Annotated in this window: 20 protein-coding genes and 1 other annotated feature; of the genes, 10 read left to right on the top strand and 10 right to left on the bottom strand. The window is 55.1% G+C overall.

Annotated features, from left to right (window positions below):
* Window positions 1-411 precede the first annotated feature (411 nt).
* Both sbcB and ACL2XQ_RS16830 read left to right on the top strand, forming a co-directional pair.
* On the top strand, window positions 412-1,878 hold the full coding sequence (sbcB, locus tag ACL2XQ_RS16825) for an exodeoxyribonuclease I (RefSeq protein ID WP_413723229.1): 1,467 nt from the start codon (window positions 412-414) through the stop codon (window positions 1,876-1,878).
* Between the two features lie 72 nt (window positions 1,879-1,950).
* Window positions 1,951-3,882 carry a hypothetical protein gene (locus ACL2XQ_RS16830; RefSeq protein ID WP_413739472.1) on the top strand — a complete coding sequence of 644 codons (1,932 nt, stop codon included), beginning with the start codon at window positions 1,951-1,953 and terminating at the stop codon, window positions 3,880-3,882.
* 3 nt (window positions 3,883-3,885) lie between these two features.
* Here the strand turns inward: ACL2XQ_RS16830 and ACL2XQ_RS16835 are convergent, their stop codons facing one another.
* Entirely contained in the window at window positions 3,886-5,295 is a 1,410-nt protein-coding gene (locus ACL2XQ_RS16835) for a glutamine synthetase family protein (RefSeq protein WP_413740528.1), read from the bottom strand.
* A gap of 219 nt (window positions 5,296-5,514) precedes the next feature.
* Window positions 5,515-6,363 carry an SDR family oxidoreductase gene (locus ACL2XQ_RS16840; RefSeq protein ID WP_413739473.1) on the bottom strand — a complete coding sequence of 283 codons (849 nt, stop codon included), beginning with the start codon at window positions 6,361-6,363 and terminating at the stop codon, window positions 5,515-5,517.
* A 267-nt stretch (window positions 6,364-6,630) separates the two neighbouring features.
* Window positions 6,631-6,751, top strand: a sequence feature (His leader region).
* A gap of 35 nt (window positions 6,752-6,786) precedes the next feature.
* Here ACL2XQ_RS16840 and hisG point away from each other — a divergent pair.
* The 8 genes from hisG to hisIE are packed head-to-tail and all read left to right on the top strand — an operon-like array spanning window position 6,787 to window position 13,901.
* Window positions 6,787-7,686, top strand: a complete 900-nt coding sequence (gene hisG / locus ACL2XQ_RS16845; protein ID WP_410016774.1) for an ATP phosphoribosyltransferase — start codon at window positions 6,787-6,789, stop codon at window positions 7,684-7,686.
* 7 nt (window positions 7,687-7,693) lie between these two features.
* Window positions 7,694-9,052 carry a histidinol dehydrogenase gene (hisD, locus tag ACL2XQ_RS16850; RefSeq protein ID WP_410014390.1) on the top strand — a complete coding sequence of 453 codons (1,359 nt, stop codon included), beginning with the start codon at window positions 7,694-7,696 and terminating at the stop codon, window positions 9,050-9,052.
* Entirely contained in the window at window positions 9,052-10,143 is a 1,092-nt protein-coding gene (hisC, locus tag ACL2XQ_RS16855; RefSeq protein WP_410014389.1) for a histidinol-phosphate transaminase, read from the top strand. The genes hisD and hisC overlap by 1 nt, the downstream gene beginning before the upstream one ends.
* A complete protein-coding gene (gene hisB, locus ACL2XQ_RS16860; RefSeq protein ID WP_413739474.1) occupies window positions 10,140-11,207 on the top strand; it encodes a bifunctional histidinol-phosphatase/imidazoleglycerol-phosphate dehydratase HisB in 1,068 nt (355 codons plus the stop codon). Before hisC ends, hisB begins: the two co-directional genes overlap by 4 nt.
* Complete coding sequence (hisH, locus tag ACL2XQ_RS16865) at window positions 11,207-11,797, top strand: imidazole glycerol phosphate synthase subunit HisH (RefSeq protein ID WP_413739475.1); 591 nt, start codon at window positions 11,207-11,209, stop codon at window positions 11,795-11,797. Before hisB ends, hisH begins: the two co-directional genes overlap by 1 nt.
* A 3-nt stretch (window positions 11,798-11,800) precedes the next feature.
* Window positions 11,801-12,541 carry a 1-(5-phosphoribosyl)-5-[(5-phosphoribosylamino)methylideneamino]imidazole-4-carboxamide isomerase gene (hisA, locus tag ACL2XQ_RS16870; protein WP_413728027.1) on the top strand — a complete coding sequence of 247 codons (741 nt, stop codon included), beginning with the start codon at window positions 11,801-11,803 and terminating at the stop codon, window positions 12,539-12,541.
* Complete coding sequence (gene hisF / locus ACL2XQ_RS16875; protein ID WP_413739476.1) at window positions 12,523-13,296, top strand: imidazole glycerol phosphate synthase subunit HisF; 774 nt, start codon at window positions 12,523-12,525, stop codon at window positions 13,294-13,296. The genes hisA and hisF overlap by 19 nt, the downstream gene beginning before the upstream one ends.
* Window positions 13,290-13,901, top strand: a complete 612-nt coding sequence (gene hisIE, locus ACL2XQ_RS16880; RefSeq protein WP_410014384.1) for a bifunctional phosphoribosyl-AMP cyclohydrolase/phosphoribosyl-ATP diphosphatase HisIE — start codon at window positions 13,290-13,292, stop codon at window positions 13,899-13,901. Before hisF ends, hisIE begins: the two co-directional genes overlap by 7 nt.
* 87 nt (window positions 13,902-13,988) lie before the next feature.
* Here hisIE and ACL2XQ_RS16885 read toward each other — a convergent pair whose 3' ends face one another.
* The 8 genes from ACL2XQ_RS16885 to ACL2XQ_RS16920 form a co-directional block, all read right to left on the bottom strand.
* Window positions 13,989-14,516, bottom strand: coding sequence for a hypothetical protein (locus tag ACL2XQ_RS16885; protein ID WP_413732443.1), 528 nt, complete (start codon window positions 14,514-14,516; stop codon window positions 13,989-13,991).
* Between the two features lie 50 nt (window positions 14,517-14,566).
* Window positions 14,567-14,800 (bottom strand): hypothetical protein, encoded by a 234-nt coding sequence (locus tag ACL2XQ_RS16890; protein ID WP_413728025.1) that lies wholly within the window; start codon window positions 14,798-14,800, stop codon window positions 14,567-14,569.
* Window positions 14,801-15,545: 745 nt separating this feature from the next.
* Window positions 15,546-16,544 (bottom strand): hypothetical protein, encoded by a 999-nt coding sequence (locus tag ACL2XQ_RS16895; RefSeq protein ID WP_413739477.1) that lies wholly within the window; start codon window positions 16,542-16,544, stop codon window positions 15,546-15,548.
* A 267-nt stretch (window positions 16,545-16,811) separates the two neighbouring features.
* Window positions 16,812-18,218: an NADP-dependent phosphogluconate dehydrogenase gene (gene gndA / locus ACL2XQ_RS16900; RefSeq protein WP_413739478.1), complete on the bottom strand. Its 1,407-nt coding sequence runs from the start codon at window positions 18,216-18,218 to the stop codon at window positions 16,812-16,814.
* Window positions 18,219-18,433: 215 nt separating this feature from the next.
* Entirely contained in the window at window positions 18,434-19,543 is a 1,110-nt protein-coding gene (locus tag ACL2XQ_RS16905; RefSeq protein WP_413723235.1) for a glycosyltransferase family 4 protein, read from the bottom strand.
* An 8-nt stretch (window positions 19,544-19,551) separates the two neighbouring features.
* A complete protein-coding gene (locus ACL2XQ_RS16910; RefSeq protein WP_413723236.1) occupies window positions 19,552-20,685 on the bottom strand; it encodes a glycosyltransferase family 4 protein in 1,134 nt (377 codons plus the stop codon).
* A 127-nt stretch (window positions 20,686-20,812) separates the two neighbouring features.
* Window positions 20,813-22,804 carry a glycosyltransferase family 4 protein gene (locus ACL2XQ_RS16915; protein ID WP_413723237.1) on the bottom strand — a complete coding sequence of 664 codons (1,992 nt, stop codon included), beginning with the start codon at window positions 22,802-22,804 and terminating at the stop codon, window positions 20,813-20,815.
* A 4-nt stretch (window positions 22,805-22,808) separates the two neighbouring features.
* A complete protein-coding gene (locus ACL2XQ_RS16920) occupies window positions 22,809-25,088 on the bottom strand; it encodes a methyltransferase domain-containing protein (protein ID WP_413723238.1) in 2,280 nt (759 codons plus the stop codon).
* Between the last annotated feature and the right edge of the window lie 5 nt (window positions 25,089-25,093).

Genomic DNA, 25,093 nt, shown 5'->3' on the forward strand with positions numbered 1-25,093 from the left:
ATACTGACAAACTCTTCCAAGACCCGCAGGATCTGAGATTCGGTGAAACGCGTTTTTTCATGAGGAGCCTTCCGTTAATTGTATTTTAACCAGAGAACGCCATTACGCGGGAAGGCTAAATTCAGGGGGACTACAGGTGTTACCACGGCCTCATAAGTGATTGCCGTGTCTTGGGTTGGCGGGACAAGCCCTACTATTGATTTCCCCGGCACCACAATTACGTGAAGTTTCGCTATTAAAGCATCTTGGGTACAATAGTGCCGGTGACCCCATACTGTATCGCCCTTGCGCCGTTAACCGAGCCGCACCATCCCGGCTGCCACAGCGGTTTCCAGTGCCAAACGCGGTGATTCGCCGGTCATCCCGGTAGGGTTTAGCGGTTAATCATGACATAATACGCCGATAAAGCCGATGATAACGATCGGCGCTATCCACCCAACCGGACTTTTGACCATCGTGGCTACTACTCCCAAGCAACCGAGCTTTCTGGTGCATGATTACGAAACCTTCGGCAAACATCCGGCGCTGGATCGGCCCGCCCAGTTCGCGGGGATCCGCGCCGGGCTGGACTTCGAACCGCTGGAAGAGCCCCAGGTATTTTTCTGCAAACCGGCCGACGACTACCTGCCCGATCCCGAGGCGGTGCTGATTACCGGCATCACGCCGCAGCAGGCCGCCCGCGAGGGCGTCTGCGAAGCGGAATTCGCCAGGCGGATCCATGGGTTGTTCAGCGTGCCGGATACCTGCATTCTCGGTTACAACAATATCCGTTTCGATGACGAAGTGACGCGCAATATTTTTTACCGCAATTTCTACGATCCCTACGCCTACAGCTGGCGCCAGGGCAATACGCGCTGGGACCTGCTGGACGTGATGCGCGCCTGCTACGCGCTGCGTCCCGGGGGCATCAACTGGCCGCTTAATGATGACGGTTTGCCGAGCTTTCGCCTGGAGCACCTTACCCGCGCCAACGGCGTTGAACACGCCAACGCCCATGACGCCATGGCCGATGTCCACGCCACGCTTGCCATGGCGAAGCTGGCCCGACAGGCGCAGCCGAAGCTGTTCGAGTATCTCTACCAGCATCGCGGCAAGCAAAAGCTGAAAAGCCTGGTGGATATCGCCGCCATGAAACCGCTGGTCCATGTTTCGGGCATGTTTGGCGCCGGGCGCGGCAATACCAGCTGGATTGCGCCGTTGGCCTGGCACCCGGAGAACCAAAACGCCCTGATCGTCTGCGACCTGGCCGGCGATATGGAGGTACTTCTGGATCTCAGCGCCGATGAATTGCGTACCCGCCTTTATACGCGGCGCGATAAGCTCGGCGAACTGTCCGCGGTGCCGATTAAACTGGTGCATATCAATAAATGCCCGGTGCTGGCGCCCGCCAGTACCCTGCGCCCGGAGGATGCGGAACGCCTGGGGATTGACCGCGAGCGCTGCCTGCAAAACCTGCAGGTGCTGCGCCGGCACGCCGGCGTGCGGGAAAAAGTGGTGGCGCTGTATGCCGAAGCCGAGCCCTTTGCCGGATCCGATAACGTCGACGCCCAGCTGTACGATGGTTTTTTCAGCGATGCCGACCGCGCGGCCATGGATATTATCCTGGCAACCGATCCCGTTAACCTGCCGGCGCTGGATATCAGTTTTGTCGACCCGCGCCTTGCCCCGCTGCTGTTTCGCTATCGGGCGCGTAACTTTCCCCACACCCTCGATGACGGTGAACAGCAACGCTGGCTGGCATACCGCAAAGGATTATTTACCCCGGAAACGCTGCAAGCCTATGTGGAAAACCTGGAACGGCTCTATGCCGAACATGCCGGCGATGAGCAAAAAACCCGCCTCCTGAAGGCGCTGTTTGATTATATGCAACAGCTTTAATAAACTGACATTAACTTTATAACCGGCTATGTTTCACCCTAGCCTGAAGTATAAACACCAGAGAGATTAGGAATGAAAAAAAGTGGGCAACGGGGTTACAGCATTTGGCTGCACCCTTCCTTTTTTGCAATAAATATTATATTGGGTATGATATTAAGTTATCATTTTGTGATGATTAACTTCAGTGCGGACAATGATGTCGCCAATTCAATTATCGTTTGGCATGAAATCCAGCTTCATGGTTTTTCGGTGTTATCCCAGTGGCGGCCCACGGTGGATAACTGGTACTTATCCACCTACCCTATTCATTTCCTGCTGTTTAAACTTACAGGATCCACTTCAATATCCATTATTAAATTTATTGAAATTTCCCAAGTTTTTTTAGCCGCGGTGATATCATCCTTAATCTGTTTTCACAAAACCCGCAGCCGTTACGCCTTTTTGTTGATTCCATTCTTCTGCGGTTTATCCGTATTTGCTTACAGTGTAGCCTATATTTCACATCCTTTTTCCCATAACCTGACTAATTTGTATGGGCTGGCATGCGTTTATCTGTATATTGTTAAACCGCAACAATTTAGTTTTCCTTATGAGATTGGACTCTGTGCGCTGATAATTATAGCCTCTGTTTCGGATCCCTGGTTTCAGGCGGCCTATTTTCTGCCATTATTTTTGACCAGTCTCTATTCTGGTTTTATCGCCAGGACGCAGCCCAAAAAATATGTTATTCCGTTATTTATTACCGGCATTATCCTTTTTACACATATTATTGAACGACTTCTTCATTTACCGGTGGCCCGTTTCACGCTGGGCGCGCCTGAACAGATGCTGGCAAATGCCTATTGGTTTCTGGTGGGCGTGGGGGGCAGCCTGAATGTCTTTTTTATCCAGACAGATAATCTAAAGATAATTTCGGCCATTATCCTTATTCTCCTCTACTTTTATACCCTTATCACTATGGCCAAGCATGATAGTCTAGATAGGGTTATCTTTCTTTCCCTGGCTGGCATTACCTCGGCTTTTATTTTAAGCAGTGTCCCCGGGGCCTCCTATAGCGCGCGTTTTTTTGTCAACATTGTCTATCTGGCCATTATCGCTATCTTCACCAGCGCGGTGTATCGCATGCACAAACCGCTGTTGGGCTTCCTAGGCATTCTGTTTTTGTCTGGTATCTACTCCCATTGGCAGGTTGCCGCTAATGGACAGGATCGGTCCATGAGCGAATTGCGCGCTTTTCTGGAAAAAAACGATCTATCTTACGGTTTCGGCCCCTATTGGGACGCCAAAACGCTGGCGCTCGCTTGGGATACCCAGTGGAAAATACTGATACGCCCAATCGACTTCGATAAAGTCACCGGGCTAATGCTACGCGGCGGCCGGTCGCAAACGTTTAACTATTGGTATATACCTGAAACCAACGATAAGCCGCAAAGGCAGTTTATCGCCGTGGCCAAAGGCGGCGAGGAATGTCCGGATTTGCAGCTATGTCTTGACGGCATTGTAAGGCAATTCGGTGAGCCTGAGGAAAAACTCAGCTTTAACAACCTGTTATTTTATGTGTACAACCGCCCTATCATCACCTACTCCGCGCCGGAGCTTGCCTCCGCCGGCGAACTTCGTTTCGGCTGGAAACACAGTGATTATATTTGGCAAGGCTGGAGAAAATCCTCGGAGCCGGACTATCGCTGGACCGAAGGACTAACGGCGCGGATGGCCTTTCATAAAGCGGCACCCTGGCGGCGAGGCGTTTTTACCCTAGCGGCATCAACCAATCAACCGGTCAAAGGGGCAATTTACTACCGTGATAAAAAAATCAAAGACCTCGATTTACCGCCAGGGGATCAGCGCATTCAGTTTGCCATTGATAATATTGACAGTGATGACGGCAATATCGCTATCAAAATCGCATTCGATGCGCTGAAAAGTCCACGCGACCTGGGTACCGGGCGGGAACGGGAAAAACTGGGTCTGGCCGTTAACAGGATAAGTTATCAGTTTGATTAACAATCAGGCGTTCTTCAGCATCCAGTCGATTTCCGTTGGCGTCACCAACTGCTCGAAATGGCTGAGTTCTGCGTGCTTGCAGGCATGATAAACCCGGCAAAAACGCGCGCCCAGTAATTCCTGCAGGCGCGTGCTCTCCCGAAACGCCCGCAGTGCCTCGCTTTGCCGCAGCGGCAGCGGCGCGCCCTGGTGTTCATCGCCGCCGTTGCCGGTAATTTCCTCCGGCAGCGGCGGCGGGTTATCCAGGCCGTGCAGCATGCCCGCCAGCGCCGCGGCCAGCGCCAGATAAGGATTGACGTCCGCGCCCGGCACCCGGTATTCCACCCGGTGGTTATCGCCATCGCTACAGGGAATGCGCAGCGCCACGGTACGATTGTTATAGCCCCAATTGGCCCGCACAGGCACATACATGCCGTGCTGAAAGCGCCGGAATGCGTTAACGTTGGGCGCCAGCAGCGCCATGGAAGCCGGCATTAAATCGAGCATGCCGGCCAGGGCGTCGCACATCAGGCCGGCATGACGGCCGCAGCCGTCGGACAGCACATTGTTACCCTGCCCGTCGCGCAGGCTCAGATGGATATGCAATCCGCTGCCCGCAAACGCCTCGTAGGGTTTGGCCATAAATGTGGCCTGCATGCCATGGTTTTCCGCCACCAGCCGCACCAGCCGCTTTAACTGCAGGGCCTGGTCGCAGACGGTAAGCGGGTTATCGCCATGGTGAAGGTTAATCTCGAACTGGCCGGGGCTGGACTCCGCCACGGCGCCGGCGGCGGGCAAGCCCTGCAGGCAGGCAAGCCGGTCGATATCGTTGAGCACCGGGGCAAAAAGGTCGAGATTATCCAGCGAATACACCTGGCTTTGGGTATGGCGATCGCCGGTTCCCGGCGCGCAGGGCGGCTGCAGCCGGCCCGCCGCGTCGCGCGCGCGATCCACCAGGTAGAATTCCAGTTCCACCGCCGCCACCGGGCTAAAGCCGCGCGCGCGCAACTGCTGCCACACCCGATTGAGAACATTGCGCGGCTCGACGTCAAAAGGCGCGCCGTCCTCATCAAGCATGGTCAGCAGCAGTTGGGCGGTTGAATCGGGATCGGCGGCGGATGGCGCCAGGGTACCGGCGACCGGCACGCAGACATGATCGGGCTCGCCTTTTTCCTGCCCCAGCCCGGCATCCTCCACCGTGTGGCCGTAAAGGTTGATGGCAAACAGCGACGCGGGGAAATAGCATCCGTTTTCAATCGTGGAAAGTTCGGCCAGCGGGATGCGTTTACCGCGGAAACCGCCGTTAAGATCGGTGAGGAAAATATCGACTTGCTGCGTTTGGGGGTGGCGTGCCAGGTAAGCGGCGATCTCACGCTGGAACGCGCTGGTTCGCTGCCCGTCGGCGAGCATTGCGCGCCGCGCCGGCGTATCCATCTGCTGCGCGGGCCGCGTCCTGAGGACATCTATTGCTAGGTGGTTGTGCATAGTTTACCCGCTGAAACATCCCTTTTGCATAACATTGGCGGACAGCAAACCGGCAGGCGCGATATTGCGCCTGCTCTAAAAACATAGCGCCAAGGCCGTTTTTTGGCAAATCCGGCTTTTAACCACATCCCGTCTTTAGCCAATCAGGCCCTGACGCCCCCGCCCGGCTCACGACAGGCGCATCGGCATCAGGGCCGGATCCGGATACAGGTATTCAAACCCCAGCTCGCGGCAAATCCGGCTGCCGTCGATGGTTTTACCGCTATCCTGCGCCCGGCCATCGCCGGCCTCGTCGGCCAGGTATTCCGGCGGGGTCAATGCCAGTTCCCGCGCCCTGGCCGGATAATAATCGCGCTTTGCCGGATGGCGCGGCGCGCAGATATTATAGATATGCCCACCTTTAGGCAGCTTGAGCAGCAGCTCAATGGCGGCGATGACATCGGACTGATGCACCAGGTTAACGCCGTGCGACCCGCCCGGCAACGCGGTCTTGCCCGCCAGGAACCGGCCGGGATGGCGGCTCGGCCCCACCAGCCCGGCAAGGCGCAGGATATCCACCGACGTATTGGGCAGGCGATGCAGCCAGCGCTCCAGCTCCACCAGGCACGCGCCCGCGGGCGTTACCGGCGCCAGCGGGCTGTCTTCGCGCAGCAGGCCCGCCGTATCGCCATACACGGCGGTGGAACTGGTGAAGATAATGCGCGGCACGGCAAACGCCAGGGCGCTGTCGACCACCTGCTGCACCGCCAGCAAATAGTCGTCAGCGCGCTCCACAGTACGGCCCGCCGGCAGGGTAATAATCAAAGCGTCCACCTGGAACAGCGCCGCCAGGTCGTCCTGCTCGGCGTTGATTTCCGGCGTCAGGACCAGCGGATAGCACTCCACGCCGCACATCCTGGCCGCCTCGACGCCGTCCGGCGTGGTTTTAGTGCCGGCCACCCGATATCCCTTGGCAAGCAGCGATAACGCCAGCGGCATTCCCAGCCAGCCTAAACCCACTATGGCGATTTTTTTCATATATGCTTCTCCCTCAGGCGTCTGGTACGTTAAGGCGTGATCTTCTGCAAAACCGACCGCGCGGGCCCGCGCCCCACAGAAAGAAAATAGTTGCATTTGCCACTAAAGATCGTTAGTTTTGATTTAAAGACGGCCTACCCTGGTCATGCTACTACTGTACTCGCTACAAATGTAATGCTACGTATGTAATTTTCAGCGCGACAGTACAACCTAGACTGCTCAACCCAGTACAACGGAAATTATGATGAACAACGTTCTGTTTAACCACCATCATCACCATCACCCTGACTAGTCTTTCAGGCGTTTGGTGCTGGAAGACATAATATCTTCCAGTGGCGCAGAATGTAAGAGAGAGCCCTCGGAAGATATCTTCCGAGGGTTTTTTTTTGGGCTTAACACATTTTATTTCAGGCAGAGGACAGTATCTTGGACAAATCACGGTTACGGATAGCGATGCAAAAATCAGGCAGGCTGAGCACGGATACGCAGCAGCTGCTTGAACATTGCGGCATTAAAATCAATCTGCAGCAACAACGCCTGCTGGCCTTTGCGGAAAATATGCCCATAGATATTATGCGGGTGCGCGACGACGATATCCCCGGCCTGGTGATGGACGGCGTGGTGGATCTGGGCATCATCGGTGAAAACGTGCTGGAGGAAGAGCTGCTTAATCGCCGCGCCCAGGGCGAGGATCCGCATTATTACATGCTGCGGCGCCTGGATTTCGGCGGCTGCCGCCTGTCGCTGGCCCTGCCGCTGGATGAACCCTTTACGGGTCCCCAATGCCTGCAGGGCAAACGCATCGCCACCTCCTATCCGCACCTGCTTAAGCAATACCTGGACAAACTCGGCATCAACTTTAAGTCATGTCTGCTCAACGGTTCCGTGGAAGTCGCGCCGCGCGCCGGCCTGGCGGACGCCATTTGCGATTTGGTCTCCACCGGCGCAACCCTTGAGGCCAACGGCCTGCGGGAAGTGGAAGTGATATACCGCTCCAAGGCCTGCCTGATTCAAAGCGACGTCGAACTGCCGCCGGCCAAACAGGCGCTGATCGATAAGCTGATGATCCGCATCCAGGGGGTTATCCAGGCGCGCGAATCCAAATATATTATGCTGCACGCCCCGGCCGAACGCCTGGACGAGATCGTGGCCCTGCTGCCGGGCGCGGAACGCCCCACCATTTTGCCCCTGGCCGGCGATAAACACCGCGTCGCCATGCATATGGTCAGCAGTGAAACCCTGTTTTGGGAAACCATGGAAAACCTGAAAGCCCTCGGCGCCAGCTCAATCCTGGTGCTGCCGATTGAAAAGATGATGGAGTAAGCGGCCGATGACCACCTCCCCTTTTTCCACGCCGGTACGCTGGGACGACTGCTCGGCCGGCCAACAGGCCGCGTTGCTGGCCCGTCCCGCGGTGGCGGAGTCCGATCGCATCAGCAGCGCCGTCGGCGAGATTATCGATAGCGTCCGCCAGGGCGGCGACCAGGCCATCAAAGCGTTTAACCTGCGGTTCGACCATATCGCCACGGCGGAATTACGCGTCAGCGATCTGGCCATCCGCCAGGCCGCCGATCGCCTGTCGCCCGCGGTAAAACAGGCCATGGCGACGGCGGTGGCCAATATCGACTGCTTCCACCGCGCCCAGCAGCTGCCGCCGGTGGATGTGGAAACGCAGCCCGGCGTGCGCTGCCGCCAGCTCACCCGTCCCGTGGCGTCGGTGGGTCTCTATATTCCCGGCGGCTCCGCGCCGCTGCCCTCGACGGTATTGATGCTGGCCACGCCCGCGCGCATCGCCGGCTGCCGCCGGGTGATCCTCTGTTCGCCGCCGCCGATTGCCGATGAAATCCTCTATGCGGCGCAACTATGCGGCGTGCAGGACGTCTTCCAGGTGGGCGGCGCCCAGGCCATCGCCGCCATGGGGTTCGGCAGCGAATCGATTCCGAAAGTGGATAAAATCTTCGGTCCCGGCAACGCCTGGGTGACCGAGGCCAAGCGCCAGATAAGCCAACGCGCCGGCGGGGCCGCCATTGATATGCCCGCCGGTCCGTCCGAAGTGCTGGTTATCGCCGACAGCGGCGCCACGCCGGCGTTTATCGCCGCCGACCTGCTCTCGCAGGCGGAGCACGGCCCGGATTCGCAGGTGATCCTGCTGACCCCCGACGCGGCCATCGCCGAAGCCGTGGCGCTGGAAACGGACGCACAGCTTGCCCTGCTTTCCCGCGCCGCCATCGCTCGTCAGGCGCTCAGCGCCAGCCGCTTGATCATAGCCCGCGACCTGGCCCAATGCGTGGCCATCAGCAACCGCTACGGGCCTGAGCATCTGATTATCCAGACCCGGGACGCCGAAAGCCTGGTGGCCGACATCACCAATGCCGGCTCGGTGTTCCTGGGCGACTGGTCGCCGGAATCCGCCGGCGACTATGCCTCCGGCACCAATCATGTCCTGCCGACCTATGGCTATACCAACACCTATTCCAGCCTGGGCCTGGCGGACTTCCAAAAACGCATGACGGTACAGGCGCTGACGCCGCAGGGCCTGCTGGGGCTGGCCCCCACTATTGAGATCCTCGCGCAGGCGGAGCAGCTCACCGCACATAAAAACGCCGTTACGCTGCGTGTCGCCGCGCTCAACCAGGCCCAGGCCGCCTCATCCACCCCTGCGCCGTTAACGGCCGATAAGGAGCAATAATGTCCATCAGCCAACTGGCGCGCGCCAATGTACTGGCGCTCGAGCCTTACCAATCGGCGCGCCGCCTCGGCGGCAAAGGGGATGTCTGGCTTAACGCCAATGAATATCCGCTGCCCCCGACGATTGAACCGCGTCCCGGCAACCTCAACCGCTATCCCGACTGCCAGCCGGCGGGGGTCATTAACAGTTACGCCGCCTATGCGGGGCTGCAGCCGGATCAGGTATTGGCCTGCCGCGGCGCCGATGAAGCCATCGAACTGCTGATCCGCGCGTTTTGCGAGCCGGGCCGGGATGCCATCCTGTTTTGTCCGCCCACCTACGGCATGTACAGCGTCAGCGCCGAAACCTTCGGCGTAGCCCGGCGCACCGTGCCGGCGCGCGACGACTGGCAGTTGGATCTGCCGGCCATCGAGGCGCAGATGGATGGCGTCAAGCTGGTTTATATCTGCAGCCCCAATAATCCCACCGGCAATATTATCCGCCCGGACGATATCAAGCGCCTGCTGGAAGCGGCCCGGGGACGCGCGCTGGTGGTGGCCGATGAGGCCTATATCGAGTTTTGCCCGCAGGCGACGCTGGCCGGCTGGCTGGCCGACTACCCGCATCTGGTTATCCTGCGCACCTTGTCCAAGGCGTTTGCCCTGGCCGGGCTGCGCTGCGGCTTCACCCTGGCCGGCGCGGACGTGATCCAGCTGCTATTAAAAGTGATTGCCCCCTACCCTTTGCCGCTGCCGGTGGCGGATATCGCCGAACAGGCTCTCAGCGCCGACGGACTGGCGCTGATGCGCGCCCGGGTGGCGGAGATCGCCGCCACCCGCCAATGGCTGGCCGCGGCCCTGCTGGAATGCGCTTGCGTGCTGGACGTCTATCCCAGCGCCAGCAACTACCTGCTGGCGCGCTTTGACCCGGCAAGCGGCGCCTTCAAGGCATTGTGGGATCAGGGCATTATCCTGCGCAACCAGAGCGCCCAGCCCGGCCTGCGGGACTGTCTGCGCATTACCATCGGTACCCGCGGCGAATGCGAGCGGGTGGTTAACGCCCTGCGCGCGCTGCGCAGCGACGTCGACGTTTCCCGCAAGGAGGCCATGTGAGCCAGAAACTGCTGTTTATCGATCGCGACGGCACCCTGATAAGCGAGCCGCCGGAAGATTTTCAGGTGGATCGCCTGGATAAGCTGGCCCTGGAACCCAACGTTATTCCCGCGCTGCTGGATCTGCAAAAGGCCGGTTTTCGCCTGGTCATGATCACCAACCAGGACGGCCTGGGCACCGCCAGCTTTCCCCAGGCGGATTTCGATGCGCCGCATAACCTGATGATGCAGATTTTCCGCTCCCAGGGCATCGTGTTTGACGACGTGCTGATTTGCCCCCACCTGCCGTCTGACGGCTGCGACTGCCGCAAGCCGCTCACCGGCCTGGTAACCGGCTACCTGGAGGACGGCCGCATCGATACCGCCAATAGCTACGTGATTGGCGATCGCGAAAGCGATATCGCGCTGGCGCATAATATGGGCATCAATGGGCTGCGCTATCACTCCGAGACCCTGGGCTGGCAGGCGATTGCCGACCTGCTCACCCGCCGCGATCGCCATGCCCACGTCAAGCGCGTCACCAAGGAGACGGATATCGATGTGCAGGTCTGGCTGGATCGCGAGGGGGGCAGCAAGATCAATACCGGCGTCGGCTTTTTCGACCACATGCTGGATCAGATCGCCACCCACGGCGGTTTTCGCATGAATATCGCGGTCAAGGGCGATTTGTATATCGACGATCACCATACGGTGGAAGATACCGCCCTGGCGCTCGGCGAGGCGATTAACCAGGCGCTGGGGGATAAACGCGGCATCGGCCGGTTCGGTTATATGCTGCCGATGGACGAATGCCTGGCGCGCTGCGCGCTGGATATATCCGGGCGCCCGCACCTGGAATATAAAGCGGAGTATACTTATCAGCGCGTCGGTGATTTAAGCACTGAAATGGTCGAGCACTTTTTCCGCTCGCTGTCTTATGCCATGGCCTGCACCCTACACCTGAAAACCAAAGGCAAAAACGATCATCACCGCGTCGAAAGCCTGTTCAAGGTCTTTGGCCGCACGCTGCGCCAGGCTATCCGCGTGCAAGGCAACACCCTGCCCAGTTCGAAAGGAGTGCTGTGATGAAGGTCGTGATACTTGATACCGGTTGCGCCAATCTGTTCTCGGTTACCGCCGCGGTGCGCCGGCTCGGCTACCAGCCCATGGTCAGCCGCGATACCGATATCGTGCTGCATGCGGACAAGCTGTTCCTGCCCGGCGTCGGCACCGCCCGGGCGGCGATGGATCAATTGCGTGAGCGCGGCCTGATTGAGCTTATCAAGGCCTGCACCCAGCCGGTATTGGGCATCTGCCTCGGCATGCAGTTGCTGGGCCGCGAAAGCGCCGAGAACGGCGGCATCACGACGCTTGGCATTATCGACGCCCCGATCGACAAAATGACCGATTTTGGCCTGCCCCTGCCCCATATGGGCTGGAACCAGGTGCATCCCCATCATGACAACCGGCTGTTTCGCGGCATCGGCGACGGCAGCTACTTCTATTTTGTCCATAGCTACGCCATGCCCCTGTGCGCCGCCACCATAGCCCAGACCCATTATGGCGAGCCGTTTACCGCGGCGGTGGAGCAGGATAATTTTTTCGGCGTGCAGTTCCATCCTGAACGCTCCGGCGCCGCGGGCGCTCAACTGCTGAAGAATTTTCTGGAGATGTAAACGGTGATTATTCCCGCGTTGGATTTAATAAATGGCGAAGTGGTGCGGCTGCATCAGGGCGATTACGGCCGCCAGCGCCAATACGGCGGCGATCCCCTCGCCCGTCTGCAGCAGTATGTCGGGCAGGGCGCGCAGCTTTTGCATCTGGTGGACCTTACCGGCGCCAAAGACCCCGCGGCCCGCCAGATCCCGTTGCTGAAAACCCTGCTGGCCGGCGTTCGGCCCACGCCGGTGCAGATTGGCGGCGGCATCCGCACGGCGGAGGATGTGGCGGCATTGCTGGATGCCGGCGCCACCCGCGTGGTGGTGGGCTCCACCGCCATCCGCCAGCCGCGCGAGGTACAGCGCTGGTTTGAGCGTTTTGGTCCCGATGCCCTGGTATTGGCCCTGGACGTACGCATCGACCGTGACGGACAGCGCGAGGTGGCGGTCAGCGGCTGGCAGGAAAATTCCGGCATGACCCTGGAGCAGGCGATTGGCGAGTATCAGCCCTTCGGCCTCAAGCACGTACTCTGTACCGATATTTCCCGCGACGGCACCCTGGGCGGCTCGAATGTGGCGCTTTACCAGGATATCTGCCGCGCCTGGCCCGCTATCGCCTTCCAATCCTCCGGCGGCATCGGCTGCCTGGAGGATATCGCCCGGCTGCGCGGCACCGGCGTCCAGGGCGTGATCGTCGGCCGCGCGCTGCTGGAAGACAAATTTACCGTTGAGGAGGCTATCGCATGCTGGCAAAACGTATAATTCCCTGCCTGGACGTGCGCGCCGGCCAGGTGGTGAAAGGGGTACAGTTCCGTAATCATGAAATTATCGGCGATATCGTGCCCCTGGCCCGGCGTTATGCCGAGGAAGGCGCGGACGAGCTGGTATTTTACGATATCACCGCCTCCGCGGACGATCGTGTGGTGGACCAGAGCTGGGTGGAACGGGTAGCGGAAGTGATTGATATCCCGTTTTGCGTCGCCGGCGGCATTAAAACCCTGGAGCAGGCGGGCCGTATCCTGTCGTTCGGCGCCGATAAGATTTCCATTAACTCGCCGGCGCTGGCGGATCCCGACCTGATAAGCCGCCTGGCGGACCGGTTCGGCGTACAGTGCATCGTGGTCGGCGTCGACACCTGGCATGACGGCGGCACCGATCGTTACCTGGTCAATCAATATACCGGTGACGAAACCCGCACCCGGGTGACGACATGGGAAACGCCCGACTGGGTGACGGAAGCGCAAAAACGCGGCGCCGGCGAAATTGTGCTCAATATGATGAACCAGGACGGCGTGCGCAACGGGTATGACCTGAAACAGCTCCGGCTGATCCGCGGGCTGTGCCGTGTGCCGCTGATCGCTTCCGGCGGCGCGGGCGCGCCCGAACACTTCCTTGAGGCGTTTCGCGACGCCGACGTGGACGGCGCGCTGGCGGCCTCGGTATTCCATAAGCAGATAATTAATATTGGCGAGTTAAAAACCTTTCTCGCACAACAGGGAGTAGAGATCAGATGTTAACCACACAGCAGCGCGACCAGTTGGATTGGGATAAAACAAATCAAATGATGCCCGCCATTGTCCAGCACGCCATTTCCGGTGAAGTATTGATGATGGGGTATATGAACCCCCAGGCCCTGCAGGCAACCGAGGACACCGGCAAGGTGACTTTTTTTTCCCGCAGCAAGCAGCGCCTGTGGACCAAGGGCGAAAGCTCCGGCAACGTCCTGCACGTGGTGGGCATCTATCCCGACTGCGATGGGGATACCCTGCTGATCCTGGCCAACCCCGACGGCCCCACCTGCCATACCGGCGCCAGCAGCTGCTTTTATCCGGCCGCCACCGACTGGGGTTTCCTGCATAACCTGGAAACCCTGCTGGCGCAAAGGAAAACCGCCGACCCGGAAAGCTCCTACACCGCCCGGCTGTATGCCAGCGGCACCAAACGCATCGCCCAGAAGGTGGGAGAAGAAGGCGTGGAAACCGCCCTGGCGGCCACGGTGCACGACCGTGAAGAACTGACCAACGAGGCGGCGGACCTGGTTTATCACCTGCTGGTGCTGCTGCAGGATCAGGATCTGGATTTAAGCCGGGTTATCGGCCGGCTGCGCGAGCGGCATCAATAACCGCTCCAGCAAGCCGCCCGGCGGCAGATAAGGCGTATTATGTGCCCCCGCTCATTGATCGGGGGTATGTAAAACCGCGGTGAATCGTTACCACTTTTTAAAAAACTTGCTAATCTGTTTTTCAAACCGCTTAGCTTCACCTTCTATCTTCGATGCATCAATACGCGCAGCTTCCTTCCCTATCTGCTCTAAAATACGGTTAGCTTCATGTTTTAACTTCTCTTTATCCAGCGATTTTATTTGACCATGAATACGCGAGGCTTCCCGCAATACCTTTTGCCCCAAAGAAAAAGAGGTCGCTGATCCGGCCGGTTTATTGCCGGCATCATTAGCTGCGGCCGCTTCAGGACGGGTGGCGTCATCCGGGTATTCGTTCCTTACCCTTTGCAAATAAGCGCCAATATCATTAAATAATGCTTCATCGATATCTTCGCCTCCCCGGCTATTATCTATACGCGCAAGCAGACCCTCGGGCAACGGCCGCTGGGAAGCATTGGCGACCCCGGTCAGCTTATCGCGCAGAGATGAAAAAAATGCATTATTGTCTGAATTCGTTGATACACTGTGCTGAATAGGTGCATCATTACTTTTAGGAACTAAACTATCATAAATCATTGTAAACTCCTTATTTATAATATATTAAACTAAAAATATTGCTGATAAGTTTACCTGGCATGCTTAGAGCAAATACGTTCGTTAATTGAATCATTATCAGCATGATTATCCGGCGCTAACTTTAAACAAATCGTCAATATGACAGGTAAATCTGAATCAAATATGAAACGCCTCTTTATCCCTTGGCGGCGCCATTGCTGCATGGATAACATCGCCGTCGTGACCGGGCTAGATTCACTTTCAGCGCCGGCTACGATGGTTAAGGCTGCGGCGTTAGCCTTCATGGCGCGGCGCTGCCCGATTCTGAACTGCCGCGCAGCGAAGGCGAGGCTGGGAACAGTTTTTTGTAGCTGGGAGGCGGTGTGTAGCTGGGAGGCGGTGAATCGCCCTTAATGTTCTTGAGTTCAGGAACGGCCGGGAATCCCGCATCCAAAGGGTGTGGATAAGAAGGAACTAAACTGAGCGGCGGTCCATGGCGGTTCGACGCGAACGACAGCGCGCTGAACCCCCCTGACGTTGGCGCCGGCCCGGCTATCAGGGTATTATCCGTCTTTCGCGTGATGGGGCCAAAACCGCAACAGTATAACCAACTTGGCATCTGATACTCCTGATGATTGAGACACAAAAAAACACAGTCTAAGAACATTACGGATGTGTTATTTTCCACCGAGCACAACGACCGCGATCGGTTTGAATTTATGATACCGGGCCGCCGCCACGGGTAATGCTTCCGTCATTTTTGGATTATATTTACAAGCTATTTCGTCAAAAAACCGCAGATTATTGCGATTAATTTTATTATTCATTAGTCCGTGGCAATATAACTCCGAATTATCAGGAAGCAGTAAAATTATCCTGAATATTCACTTCTTTTTCATCCGGTTTAATGAATTTGTTGAAAAATGATTAAGGTATTTTCACTTCATTATCACGACCTATTGATACTGCATTTAGGGCTTTATTAAGGGGCAACCTTTTCGCGTATTCTTGACATAAAAATGGTAGAATAGGTTAATTATTCATTTATACCTAAGTACACCGCCATGCGTTAATCAATCGGATTGCCACCTGATGATTAAGCCTGGGCAAAAGAATATGGGGCAGTTGATACTTAAGTTCACGGAAGATCCTCAATCTTCCGTCCAGGGGCAGGGTTAATACCGCCGCAAGCAATGCATCCAATGCCGGTAATATATGCCCCGGGCAGAGATGAAGAACGTCAAGCGACAGCTCTGCCAGTATGGCTTCCCGGGTCCGCCGGCGATAGCTTACCGTCAGCGCCAGCAACCCCAGCATAATCTCACCTCGATCCCGCTGCCGCAATAGCCTGAAATGGTAAAGGATATTTTCGCCGACATGCTCACGGCATACCGTCGACAGCACCGGCCCCTTACGTAACAGGTCTTTGCAGGCATCGGCCAGGGCGCAGGCGGATAATCCCCGCAGGCGGTAATAACTGAGCGCCGTCCAGCCCTGGTTTTGTAGTGAATCCGGCCAGGCGTCGATAATCTGGCTAAGACGCTGATATAGCCATTCCGCCGCCGCCTCGTCCGGCGGGCTCACCCTTTCAATGATACGCAAAACCGGCGCCAGCTGGTAGTGAGGAGGAAACGCGGCCAGGACACCCGGGGTGTCGTCACTGCCCATCAGCATTTTCACACGCGGATAACCGCACCGGCGCGCCAGGCTGCGGGTTAGAATAATGCTATCCCGCTGCGTTTTCAGCCGCTCATATAATGTTTTATTAACGCAGGATAATCTGAGTAAATCCCCAGGCGAGAGAGAATGGCCGATACGCGTTAAAAGCTCCATGGATAAGGTATCCAGGCCCTGCGGGCGCGCCTCGCCTGCGGCCTCAAGCGACGGCGCCATGCGCAGCGCCTGGGAGCATCGGTTGGCAACGGCATTGATTCCCCGTGCCAGCGCGCCGGGAATGCAGCTCCCGGATGAGAACGCGTTGGCAACGCCCGGCGGGGCAACAGATTCAGGCTCACTTGGGGAATGACAGCATAATAGCGAACGCAGCATGGCATGTTCCTCTTTATGATTGGCAAGGTTAGCCCGTTTTTTATGGTAGCGGCAGGTATATTTACGCTATGCGGCGGCGCTTTGCATCCGGCCTGCGCGACAGAAGTTAATTCTAGAACCCCCCTCGATTCTTCAGGAAGCAAACATAAAAAAACCGCCCGGTTTCGCGGACGGTTTACGATGACATCACGACGGTGCCTATGCCCTACACCGCCGGGTTACAGACGGCTTACACCGGCACCCAGCACAGTGGTTTGCCGGGCAGTCTTATTCCAGCCATTCGGTATGGAACACGCCGTCCTTGTCGGTGCGCTTATAGGTATGCGCGCCGAAATAGTCGCGCTGCGCCTGGATAAGGTTAGCGGGCAATACCGCCGAGCGATAGCTGTCGTAATAGGCGATGGCGGCCGACAGGGTCGGGGTCGGAATGCCGTGCTGTACCGCATAGGCCACCACGTCGCGCAACGCCTGCTGATAATCGTCGGCCACCTTTTTAAAGTAAGGCGCCAGCAGCAGATTGGCGATGTCGGCGTTTTCGGCATAGGCGTCGGTGATTTTCTGCAGGAACTGCGCGCGGATAATGCAACCGGCACGGAAGATCTTGGCGATCTCGCCGTAGTTCAGGTTCCAGTTATTTTCTTGCGACGCGGCTTTCAACTGGGAAAACCCTTGGGCATAAGAGACGATTTTACCCAGATAGAGCGCCCGGCGGACTTTCTCGGTAAATTCTTTTTTATCACCGCTAAAGGCTTGCGGCGCGGGACCGGACAATACTTTCGCGGCGGCGACGCGCTGATCTTTTAGCGACGACAGATAGCGGGCGAACACGGACTCGGTAATCAGGCTTAACGGTTCGCCCAGATCCAGCGAACTCTGGCTGGTCCATTTGCCGGTCCCTTTATTGGCGGCCTCATCAAGGATAACATCGACCAGGTAGTTACCCTCTTCATCTTTCTTGGTGAAGATATCTTTGGTGATGTCGATCAGATAGCTATTCAGCTCGCCCTTGTTCCATTCGCTGAAGGTGGAGGCCAACTCGTCATTGCTCAGGCCCAGGGCATTCTTAAGCAGCGCATACGCCTCCGCGATCAGCTGCATATCGCCATATTCGATGCCGTTATGCACCATTTTAACATAATGACCGGCGCCGTCCGGACCGATATAGGCCACGCAGGCTTCGCCTTCGGCGCGCGCGGCGATTTTCTCCAGTATCGGGGCCACCAGGTCGTAAGCGGCTTTTTGCCCGCCGGGCATGATGGAAGGGCCTTTCAGGGCGCCCTCCTCACCACCGGAAACGCCGGTGCCGATAAAATTGAACCCTTCCGCGGACAGCTCGCGGTTACGGCGAATGGTATCGCGATAGAAAGTGTTGCCGCCGTCAATCAGGATATCGCCTTTTTCCAGGTAGGGTTTCAGCGAGTCGATGGTTTTATCGGTGCCTTCGCCGGCTTTGACCATCAGCAGGATGCGCCGCGGTTTTTCCAGTGAATTGACAAATTCTTCCAGGCTGTAGTAAGGCACCAGATTCTTATCGGCATTCTCGGCGATCACTTCTTCCGTCTTTTCGCGCGAACGGTTGAAGATGGAAACGCTATAACCGCGGCTTTCAATGTTCAGCGCCAGATTGCGCCCCATTACCGCCATACCGACTACGCCGATCTGTTGTGTGGACATTAAGCAACTCCTGTCTGAAGTATGTGTCTTAAGTATGAACCACCTGCGGCCGCACGTTGGCCGGCAGGTTATAAAATGTGGATGATATGTTAACCCAGCTTTACGGGCGACGGGTAGTTATTGGTGCGATAGTCACTGTTCGTTACGCATTCCATGCCAACATAACGGTGCGGCTGGCTTGCCGCCGCGAGCGTGTATGACATGCCAGAAAACGTCTACAGTAAAGAACGATACAAACTGATATAACTCTCGACCATTTTCGCCGAGGTAAACATCGCATCGAAACGCTCCCGGGCGTTGTCGCCATAACGCCGCGCCAGTACAGGATTATGCCAGAGCTGCCGCATGGCATCGGCCAACTCCTCGGGATCGGTAGGACGAACCGCCAAGCCGGTCTCATGGTGAATATTAACAAACGTGGTGCCGGTACCTATCTCGCACGTAATCATAGGCTTGGCAAACATTGCCCCCTCCAGCAGAGTAATACCGAAGGCTTCTGAGCGCAGATGGGATGGAAAGACGATACCGTAGCATAACGTAAGCAAAGCAATCTTATCCTTATCCGGCAGCGCACCGAGAAAATGAATATTTCTCAGCCCCAGTTGCGCCGCTTGTTGCTTCAACTCGCCTTCCATGGGACCGACGCCGACCAGCACCACCGGATAACCGCTGATTTTAGCCGCGACCAACAAAGTTTGCAGGCCCTTGTAATAACGAAACGCACCGATGAACAAAAAGAAAGGCCCGCCGATACGGGATCGCCATGCCTCAAGCAGCTCATCCCTGGCCGGCGGATACGACGCCGGATCCAAACCAAAGGGGATAACGCTTATTTTAGGCAAAAAGCGCTGCAAAACAGGGCTACTGTCCACATAGTTTGGCGATGACGCCACGATACGGTCAACGCTGGTCAGAAAACGGTTCATTAACGGCCGGTAAAGCTGCAGCATCGCCTTTTGTTTGACGATATCGGAATGGTAGGTCACGACAGTCGGCTTTTTAATTCCGGCGACAAAATGCATTATATCCATAAATGGAAAGGGAAAATGGTAATGAATAATATCCGCCCCGGCGGCAAGGGCCTTAAAATGACCAATCGCTTTATAGGAAAAAGGCGTGGAAGCGAACTGCCAGCTGATGGCGCTATAGGCGACATGGTGGCGGTAAAACGGCTTGCTATCACTGGACCCGTTTGGACTAAGCGCCAGAACGGTTGATGATATGCCGCTGGCAAACGCCCCTTCACTTAATTGGAAGATCACCTGTTCAATTCCCCCGTAAGAATCGGGATAATAGGTTTTATAAAGGTGAAGTATTTTCAACATAACAGGATTCAGACCTTCCGGTAGGCTTCAATCGTTTCCGCAGCACAACGCTGCCATGAAAATTGCCGCGCGCGCGCCAGGCCGGCGGCTATCGCACTCGCGCGTTGATGTTCATCTTCAAGGCTGGTGCCAAGAGCCAGAGTCAATGCGTCCACATCCAGCGGGTCAAACATACTGGCGGCGTCGCCGGCCACTTCCGGCAAAGAGGCGGCGTTGGAGCAGACCACGGGAACCCCGGAGGCCATTGCCTCAAGCACCGGCAGGCCGAAACCTTCGTATAGTGACGGAAAGGCAAACACCCGCGCCGCCGCAAATAATAAGGGCAGGTCGTGGTTAGGGAGATAACCTAAATAATGCAGCCACCCCTGGCGCTGGCCACGTTCAAAGCGCCGATGCACCTCCTCGCTGCCCCAGCCCTGGTAGCCGCAAAGCACCAACGGATAGCGCATCCTTACCTCTTGCGGCAACCGTTCATAGGCGGTAAGCAGCGTGGCGATATTCTTCCTCGGCTCGATGGTGCCGGTAAACAGGGTATATCCCTGCTCGGTCAGGCCAAGCCTTGTCAGCAGCGGCTGCAACTGCGCGCTTTCCCTGGGATAAAATTCCGCGCTACAGGCCAAATAGGTCGTATCGATTTTTTCACTGGGGTAATTAAAATAGTTGGCTAGTTCATGTTTGGAAAAATCAGACACAGTGATGACGCGACTGGCGCGCTTTAGGCTGGCCTGCATAGCTTTATGCATGTAACGAACCCGCTCGCGGGGATGGTATTGCGGGCAGGTAAAAATCGAAATGTCGTGGAACGTGGTTACTGCGCGGTCAAGGCCGGCGGGCAGATAGTAATTCGGGCTATGATAAATATAATCGCGGTAATCGCGCAACGCTCTCTTTTGCATCAAAGGGTAAAGATGCTGGTAGACTTCAATCAATGTTGCACGTTTTTTTAGCCATTCTTTCAGCGGACTCGACGGCAGCGCTTTATCGGCATGATCGGGCAATGCATCGACCACCTTCAGGTTGTTGAAATATTTCAATTCACTGATAGCACTGCTTTGTTGCAATTGTTTCAGTAATTCCAACGCGTAACGGCACACCCCGGTAAGGGGATACTTGATGGCATCGGTGGAAAACATAATTTTCACTATGATTATTTCCATTCTCATCTATGGATACAAAACCGATGCGATACGCTTTATACCCGCACCCTATAGAATTTAAACGTACTCCCGCCTGCGCCCTAAGCCACTGGCGGGACAGTACAGTGGCTGTTTATTTTCCAGCCGGTCGTAATAATGGCAGTTTATTTAATAACAGCCGTGTGTCCTGCGGAAGGTTAAGCCCGGCAGCATTCAACGCGCAAACGTTAAGGTAAGGGTTTGCCATCACCTCTTCAGCACATTCCTTTAACCACAACCGCAGTTGATCGGCCTGATGATCAGAAGCACAAATGATACCGTCGGTATGCCTCGCCAGGGCGCTCAATACAGGGCGGTTGTTCGTCTGCCGGTCGGCATCGGCATCGGCATCCGCAGCGTTGATAAAAATCTCCTGTTCCTGAAGAAGGCAATAAACCGTTGTGCCGACGCGCCTCAACGTATCCCACTGTTGAGTATTCAGGGGAAAAACGCCGTTGGCCGGCACGTTGACCAGCACAATATCGTCTTTTTTTAATAAAATGGGCTCATCATCCCCCCAATCATGCCCCTGATGAGCAGCCTGGTAGCGATTTGCATAATGATAGTATCCCGCCTCATTGCAACTGATGGCCCTGACCTGATAACCAGGGACATTGCCAGCCAGCAGGCTTGCCGTCAGCGCTTCTAACGGCGCCGGCGCTGCAGCTGTGGTAAGCGGTTGCAAAAAGCGTGATACATCTATCGCTAATTGCCGCTGGTGCTGGCTGAAATTATTGCGTGCAATAGCCCATGCCGTGCCGAGTTTATCCGTATCACTGAGGTGATGCGTTTTCGACATCATGCGATTAAGGATATCATCCGTCGATTGCTCAGGCGTGCCGTCAAAGACTCGAAACATTTTTGGCGTATTCATTATGTGCGCAAAACTATCCCAGGCAATATGGGCGGTACGATCCCATGAAAACAAGCCAGACTGGGTCAGGGCATGCTTTTTAAGCGCCAAGAAAAAATCCTCATCCGTCAGAGCGCGTTCCATTACTGCCTTAATGGCATTGACATCATTTGGATCAAACATCGCCTCTGACCAGCCGATCACTTCCGGCAAACTGGTAGCGTTAGAGCTCAGCGTGGCCGCACCGCAACTCATGGCCTCCAGGGGAGGTAACCCAAATCCTTCGTGCAGCGACGGGAAAACAAACAATTTACAGGTGTTATATAAGGCTATCAAATCACTATCAGGCAAATAGCCGGTAAATACAATTTGGTTAGGCTTGATACCATATTTTTCCACCATCTCAAGCGTACGTTCTAAATCGTAGGGGCGGATCTTACACGCCATCACCAAGGGATAACGATCTCGCAATTCCTCGGACAACATGCCAAATGCCTGAAGTAATGCATTAATGTTTTTACGCGGCTCGATCATAGCGAGCGTAAGCAGATATTCATCGGGTAAATTATAACGTTCTTTTAATCGGGCCCTGGCTTGGCTATCTAACTCCAGGCGGCAAAATTCAGGTTCAACCGCTGATGAAATATTAAAAATTCGTTTATGATCGATGGACGTGAAGCGTTTAACCTCATCAGCTGCAGAATTAGAAATCGCAAAAATCGCATCCGCATATTCATATTCATGCAAACGTTCAAGGTAAAAGCCTCTGAAATTAGCGTCAGCAAGATACACTTCTTTATTAAGGTATGGTATTAAATCATGGCATACGCAAATGGTACGCCATTTTACCGGAAAGTCAGGAATAGAGACAATATAGTCATCAACATGGCCTTCAAAGAAACTGATAACAAAAACAATATCAGGATTAATGTTGGCAATCGCAATATTACGGCACTCTTCCGCCGTTTGATGACGCCATTGATTTTCAGCATGGCAAGCGACCACTGGTCCATGGGCTGAAAAAGTAAATATTTCCTCGGCAGGTAATATATCTTGATAAAGATGCCGTGTTTCTTCAATGTTATCAATAGGAAAAATACCGTTAACCAGTATACTTACTCGATTTTCACCGGCATTGCGTATGATTGCCCGGCTCATGGCCAAAGTACTGCGTCCTATACCCCGAAATTTGCTTTGTGTTTGCAATCCCTGCACGTCAATAAGAATATGCATTTAATCAACCTTCTTTATTATCGTTTTTTAATTTATTGAATATAATTTGTACCTGCCGCGGCACGTTTTTTAGATCGATTAACTGCGATTGTAGTTGCGTTTTAACGATTTCATTATTAATTGCCTGCTCAACGATCACCGGCTCGATAGCTTCGGGGTAGATACGGCGATAAAGACGGAGCGCTGCATTATATGCTCCTATTTTATTAAGCATTATTCTCAAGCGGGATTTCATGACCGGCCGCTGTTGAATACGGTAAAATGCCGCTTTCAGTATTCGTCTGATGGCATGCTTGCTACGTTGCTTAGCGCCATACTGGCGCAACAAATGATACTGGTTGCCGGCGTAGCGATAAGGGAATGTGAAACGCCAGGAGTTACTTTGGGTTATCGCTTCAAGGCGATGGGCCAAATCCTGATTGATCGCCGATAACTGTTTGATTTGCTGTTCTTCGCCAGCAATGATATCACTTAGTTTGTCGTTGCGTTCCCCTGCAGCAGTAAGCATCTCAGCAAAGCGCATGTTGATATTTTGTGTTTCAGTCAATAAATCGCGCAGACTGTCGCTGGCTTTGCCGCTTTGCGCTGCGTTGAGGCTTTCTTTCTCGGCCAGTTTCTGTTGGATATAAGCATATTCTTGACTCAAATCGAAAATTTTCTGCTCCGACATTTCACCATTACTGTGAAGCGTAGCAAGTATTTCATCAACAAATGGGATCCGTTCATCCAAAGCCGTTTTACACTCGGCGATCCCCTTGCGCATTTCCTGTGCCAGCAATTCGACGCGGACATCCTGTTGATCAATGCGCTCAGCTAACGATAGTTCCATATCGTGTAAATGTATTTGATACATTTGCATCCCTCTTTCAACCGCAGCAATCCATTGATTAAAACCGTAATTATCCGTTGTGGGTGCAGGCAAAGACACGCGTGATTGCAGTAATGCCAGCATAGTCTCGAAGGACCATTGTGCTTTAGGCAACTGCCACACTGCGTACAGCCAATTATCATACGGCTCCGGCAGGTTAAAAGGGCTTAGCGCAAAGGGCCGGGAAAAATTAATTTTAATTTCCGGCGGGTTAAATATTTCATTAACCAGAATAAAAAACGCCAGAAAAGGATCATGGGGCCAGACGCAATCGGTCTTTTCAGTCGCGACTGAACCCAAATCGATCAGACGCGCTTCACTGTTATCGTTAACCAGTATATTCCAACTACGCACATCATCATGATACAAACCGGCCTGTTCGAGGGCGGTAAGTTGAACCAAAAGAGAATTGAGCAGCGTCTCATGATTGAGGGGCGCACGGCGGCTCAATAAATCCAGCAACAGCTCTCCAGACAATCGCTCCATCATAAGCCAGCCATCGTATTCGCTGATGCCACCGCCAAGAAATTCCGGTGCGGGAAAACCCGCCGGCGGTTGCTTTAAAAAAGCGCTTTCGCTGGCTATCTCATCACGATTGCGTTGGCTTTCCATAGCGGAAAGTTTGCTGCCTTTAATATCAAAGTTAAAAACCTTACAAACAAAATCATGCCCAAAATAATAACGCCGGCTTCCTTTATGGGCCCCCTGCGCCGCTTTATAGGGCCAGTCGCGCCACTCAGTAAAGAGGGCAAAAATATCATCCAGGATGATATATTTATTACTTACAACATATAAAGGACGGGTGATGCTCGAAAGATGAGTATCGAAACTTGTCAACTGATGATAAAAAGCGCAATCCGCGATGAGTTCGCGTGCATCTTCAGGCTGAGAGGGACCCCAGTACAACGGTTCATCGCGCAGCGCCAACTCCAGTATAAGGGCCTCGGAGCAATCCGCCAGCCGTTTCAACCAGGCCTTGACCTTATCCACACCGTGTAAATGTACGATATGATGAAAGACGCTCAGTCCGGTAACGAGGTCATAATCACCGGGCGAGAGCGCATCAATAACATCCTCGATACGCCCTACCTCGAACGACACCTTGAGTTGAGGGTTTTCCGCGGCCAGGGCGAGGCACAAGTCGATATTTTGCTGCTGGAAATCAATCCCCTTCACACTGGCGCCTTTGGCGGCCAGGCTTAAGCAGAAAAATCCCTGGGCACAGCCTAAATCCAGTACCCGCAGCGGACGCCCCAGTTTTGCCGATAAGTGTTCATACACCCCATCGATAACCTTTAAACGATCAAAACAATTCCTGGACGCTTCCTGAGCACATTCCGGGTGACCATAAATTGCCTGATATACTTCGGGGAGCTCAGACACAAGTAGCTGTATGCGTTTCTCTGTCGTTGTCATCTGGT

Source organism: Sodalis sp. RH14 (assembly GCF_047324285.1).
Classification (GTDB): Bacteria; Pseudomonadota; Gammaproteobacteria; order Enterobacterales; family Enterobacteriaceae; genus Acerihabitans.

Excerpts from the sequence above, each read along its gene's own strand:
- hisD (WP_410014390.1), top strand. The coding sequence starts at position 7,694 with ATGACCACCTCCCCTTTTTCCACGCCGGTACGCTGGGACGACTGCTCG.
- ACL2XQ_RS16905 (WP_413723235.1), bottom strand. The coding sequence starts at position 19,543 with ATGTTGAAAATACTTCACCTTTATAAAACCTATTATCCCGATTCTTAC.
- ACL2XQ_RS16915 (WP_413723237.1), bottom strand. The coding sequence starts at position 22,804 with ATGCATATTCTTATTGACGTGCAGGGATTGCAAACACAAAGCAAATTT.
- ACL2XQ_RS16920 (WP_413723238.1), bottom strand. The coding sequence starts at position 25,088 with ATGACAACGACAGAGAAACGCATACAGCTACTTGTGTCTGAGCTCCCC.
- hisH (WP_413739475.1), top strand. The coding sequence starts at position 11,207 with ATGAAGGTCGTGATACTTGATACCGGTTGCGCCAATCTGTTCTCGGTT.
- hisC (WP_410014389.1), top strand. The coding sequence starts at position 9,052 with ATGTCCATCAGCCAACTGGCGCGCGCCAATGTACTGGCGCTCGAGCCT.
- sbcB (WP_413723229.1), top strand. The coding sequence starts at position 412 with ATGATAACGATCGGCGCTATCCACCCAACCGGACTTTTGACCATCGTG.
- ACL2XQ_RS16830 (WP_413739472.1), top strand. The coding sequence starts at position 1,951 with ATGAAAAAAAGTGGGCAACGGGGTTACAGCATTTGGCTGCACCCTTCC.
- ACL2XQ_RS16885 (WP_413732443.1), bottom strand. The coding sequence starts at position 14,516 with ATGATTTATGATAGTTTAGTTCCTAAAAGTAATGATGCACCTATTCAG.
- gndA (WP_413739478.1), bottom strand. The coding sequence starts at position 18,218 with ATGTCCACACAACAGATCGGCGTAGTCGGTATGGCGGTAATGGGGCGC.
- ACL2XQ_RS16890 (WP_413728025.1), bottom strand. The coding sequence starts at position 14,800 with ATGAAGGCTAACGCCGCAGCCTTAACCATCGTAGCCGGCGCTGAAAGT.
- ACL2XQ_RS16895 (WP_413739477.1), bottom strand. The coding sequence starts at position 16,544 with ATGCTGCGTTCGCTATTATGCTGTCATTCCCCAAGTGAGCCTGAATCT.
- hisF (WP_413739476.1), top strand. The coding sequence starts at position 12,523 with ATGCTGGCAAAACGTATAATTCCCTGCCTGGACGTGCGCGCCGGCCAG.
- hisIE (WP_410014384.1), top strand. The coding sequence starts at position 13,290 with ATGTTAACCACACAGCAGCGCGACCAGTTGGATTGGGATAAAACAAAT.
- ACL2XQ_RS16835 (WP_413740528.1), bottom strand. The coding sequence starts at position 5,295 with ATGGATACGCCGGCGCGGCGCGCAATGCTCGCCGACGGGCAGCGAACC.
- ACL2XQ_RS16840 (WP_413739473.1), bottom strand. The coding sequence starts at position 6,363 with ATGAAAAAAATCGCCATAGTGGGTTTAGGCTGGCTGGGAATGCCGCTG.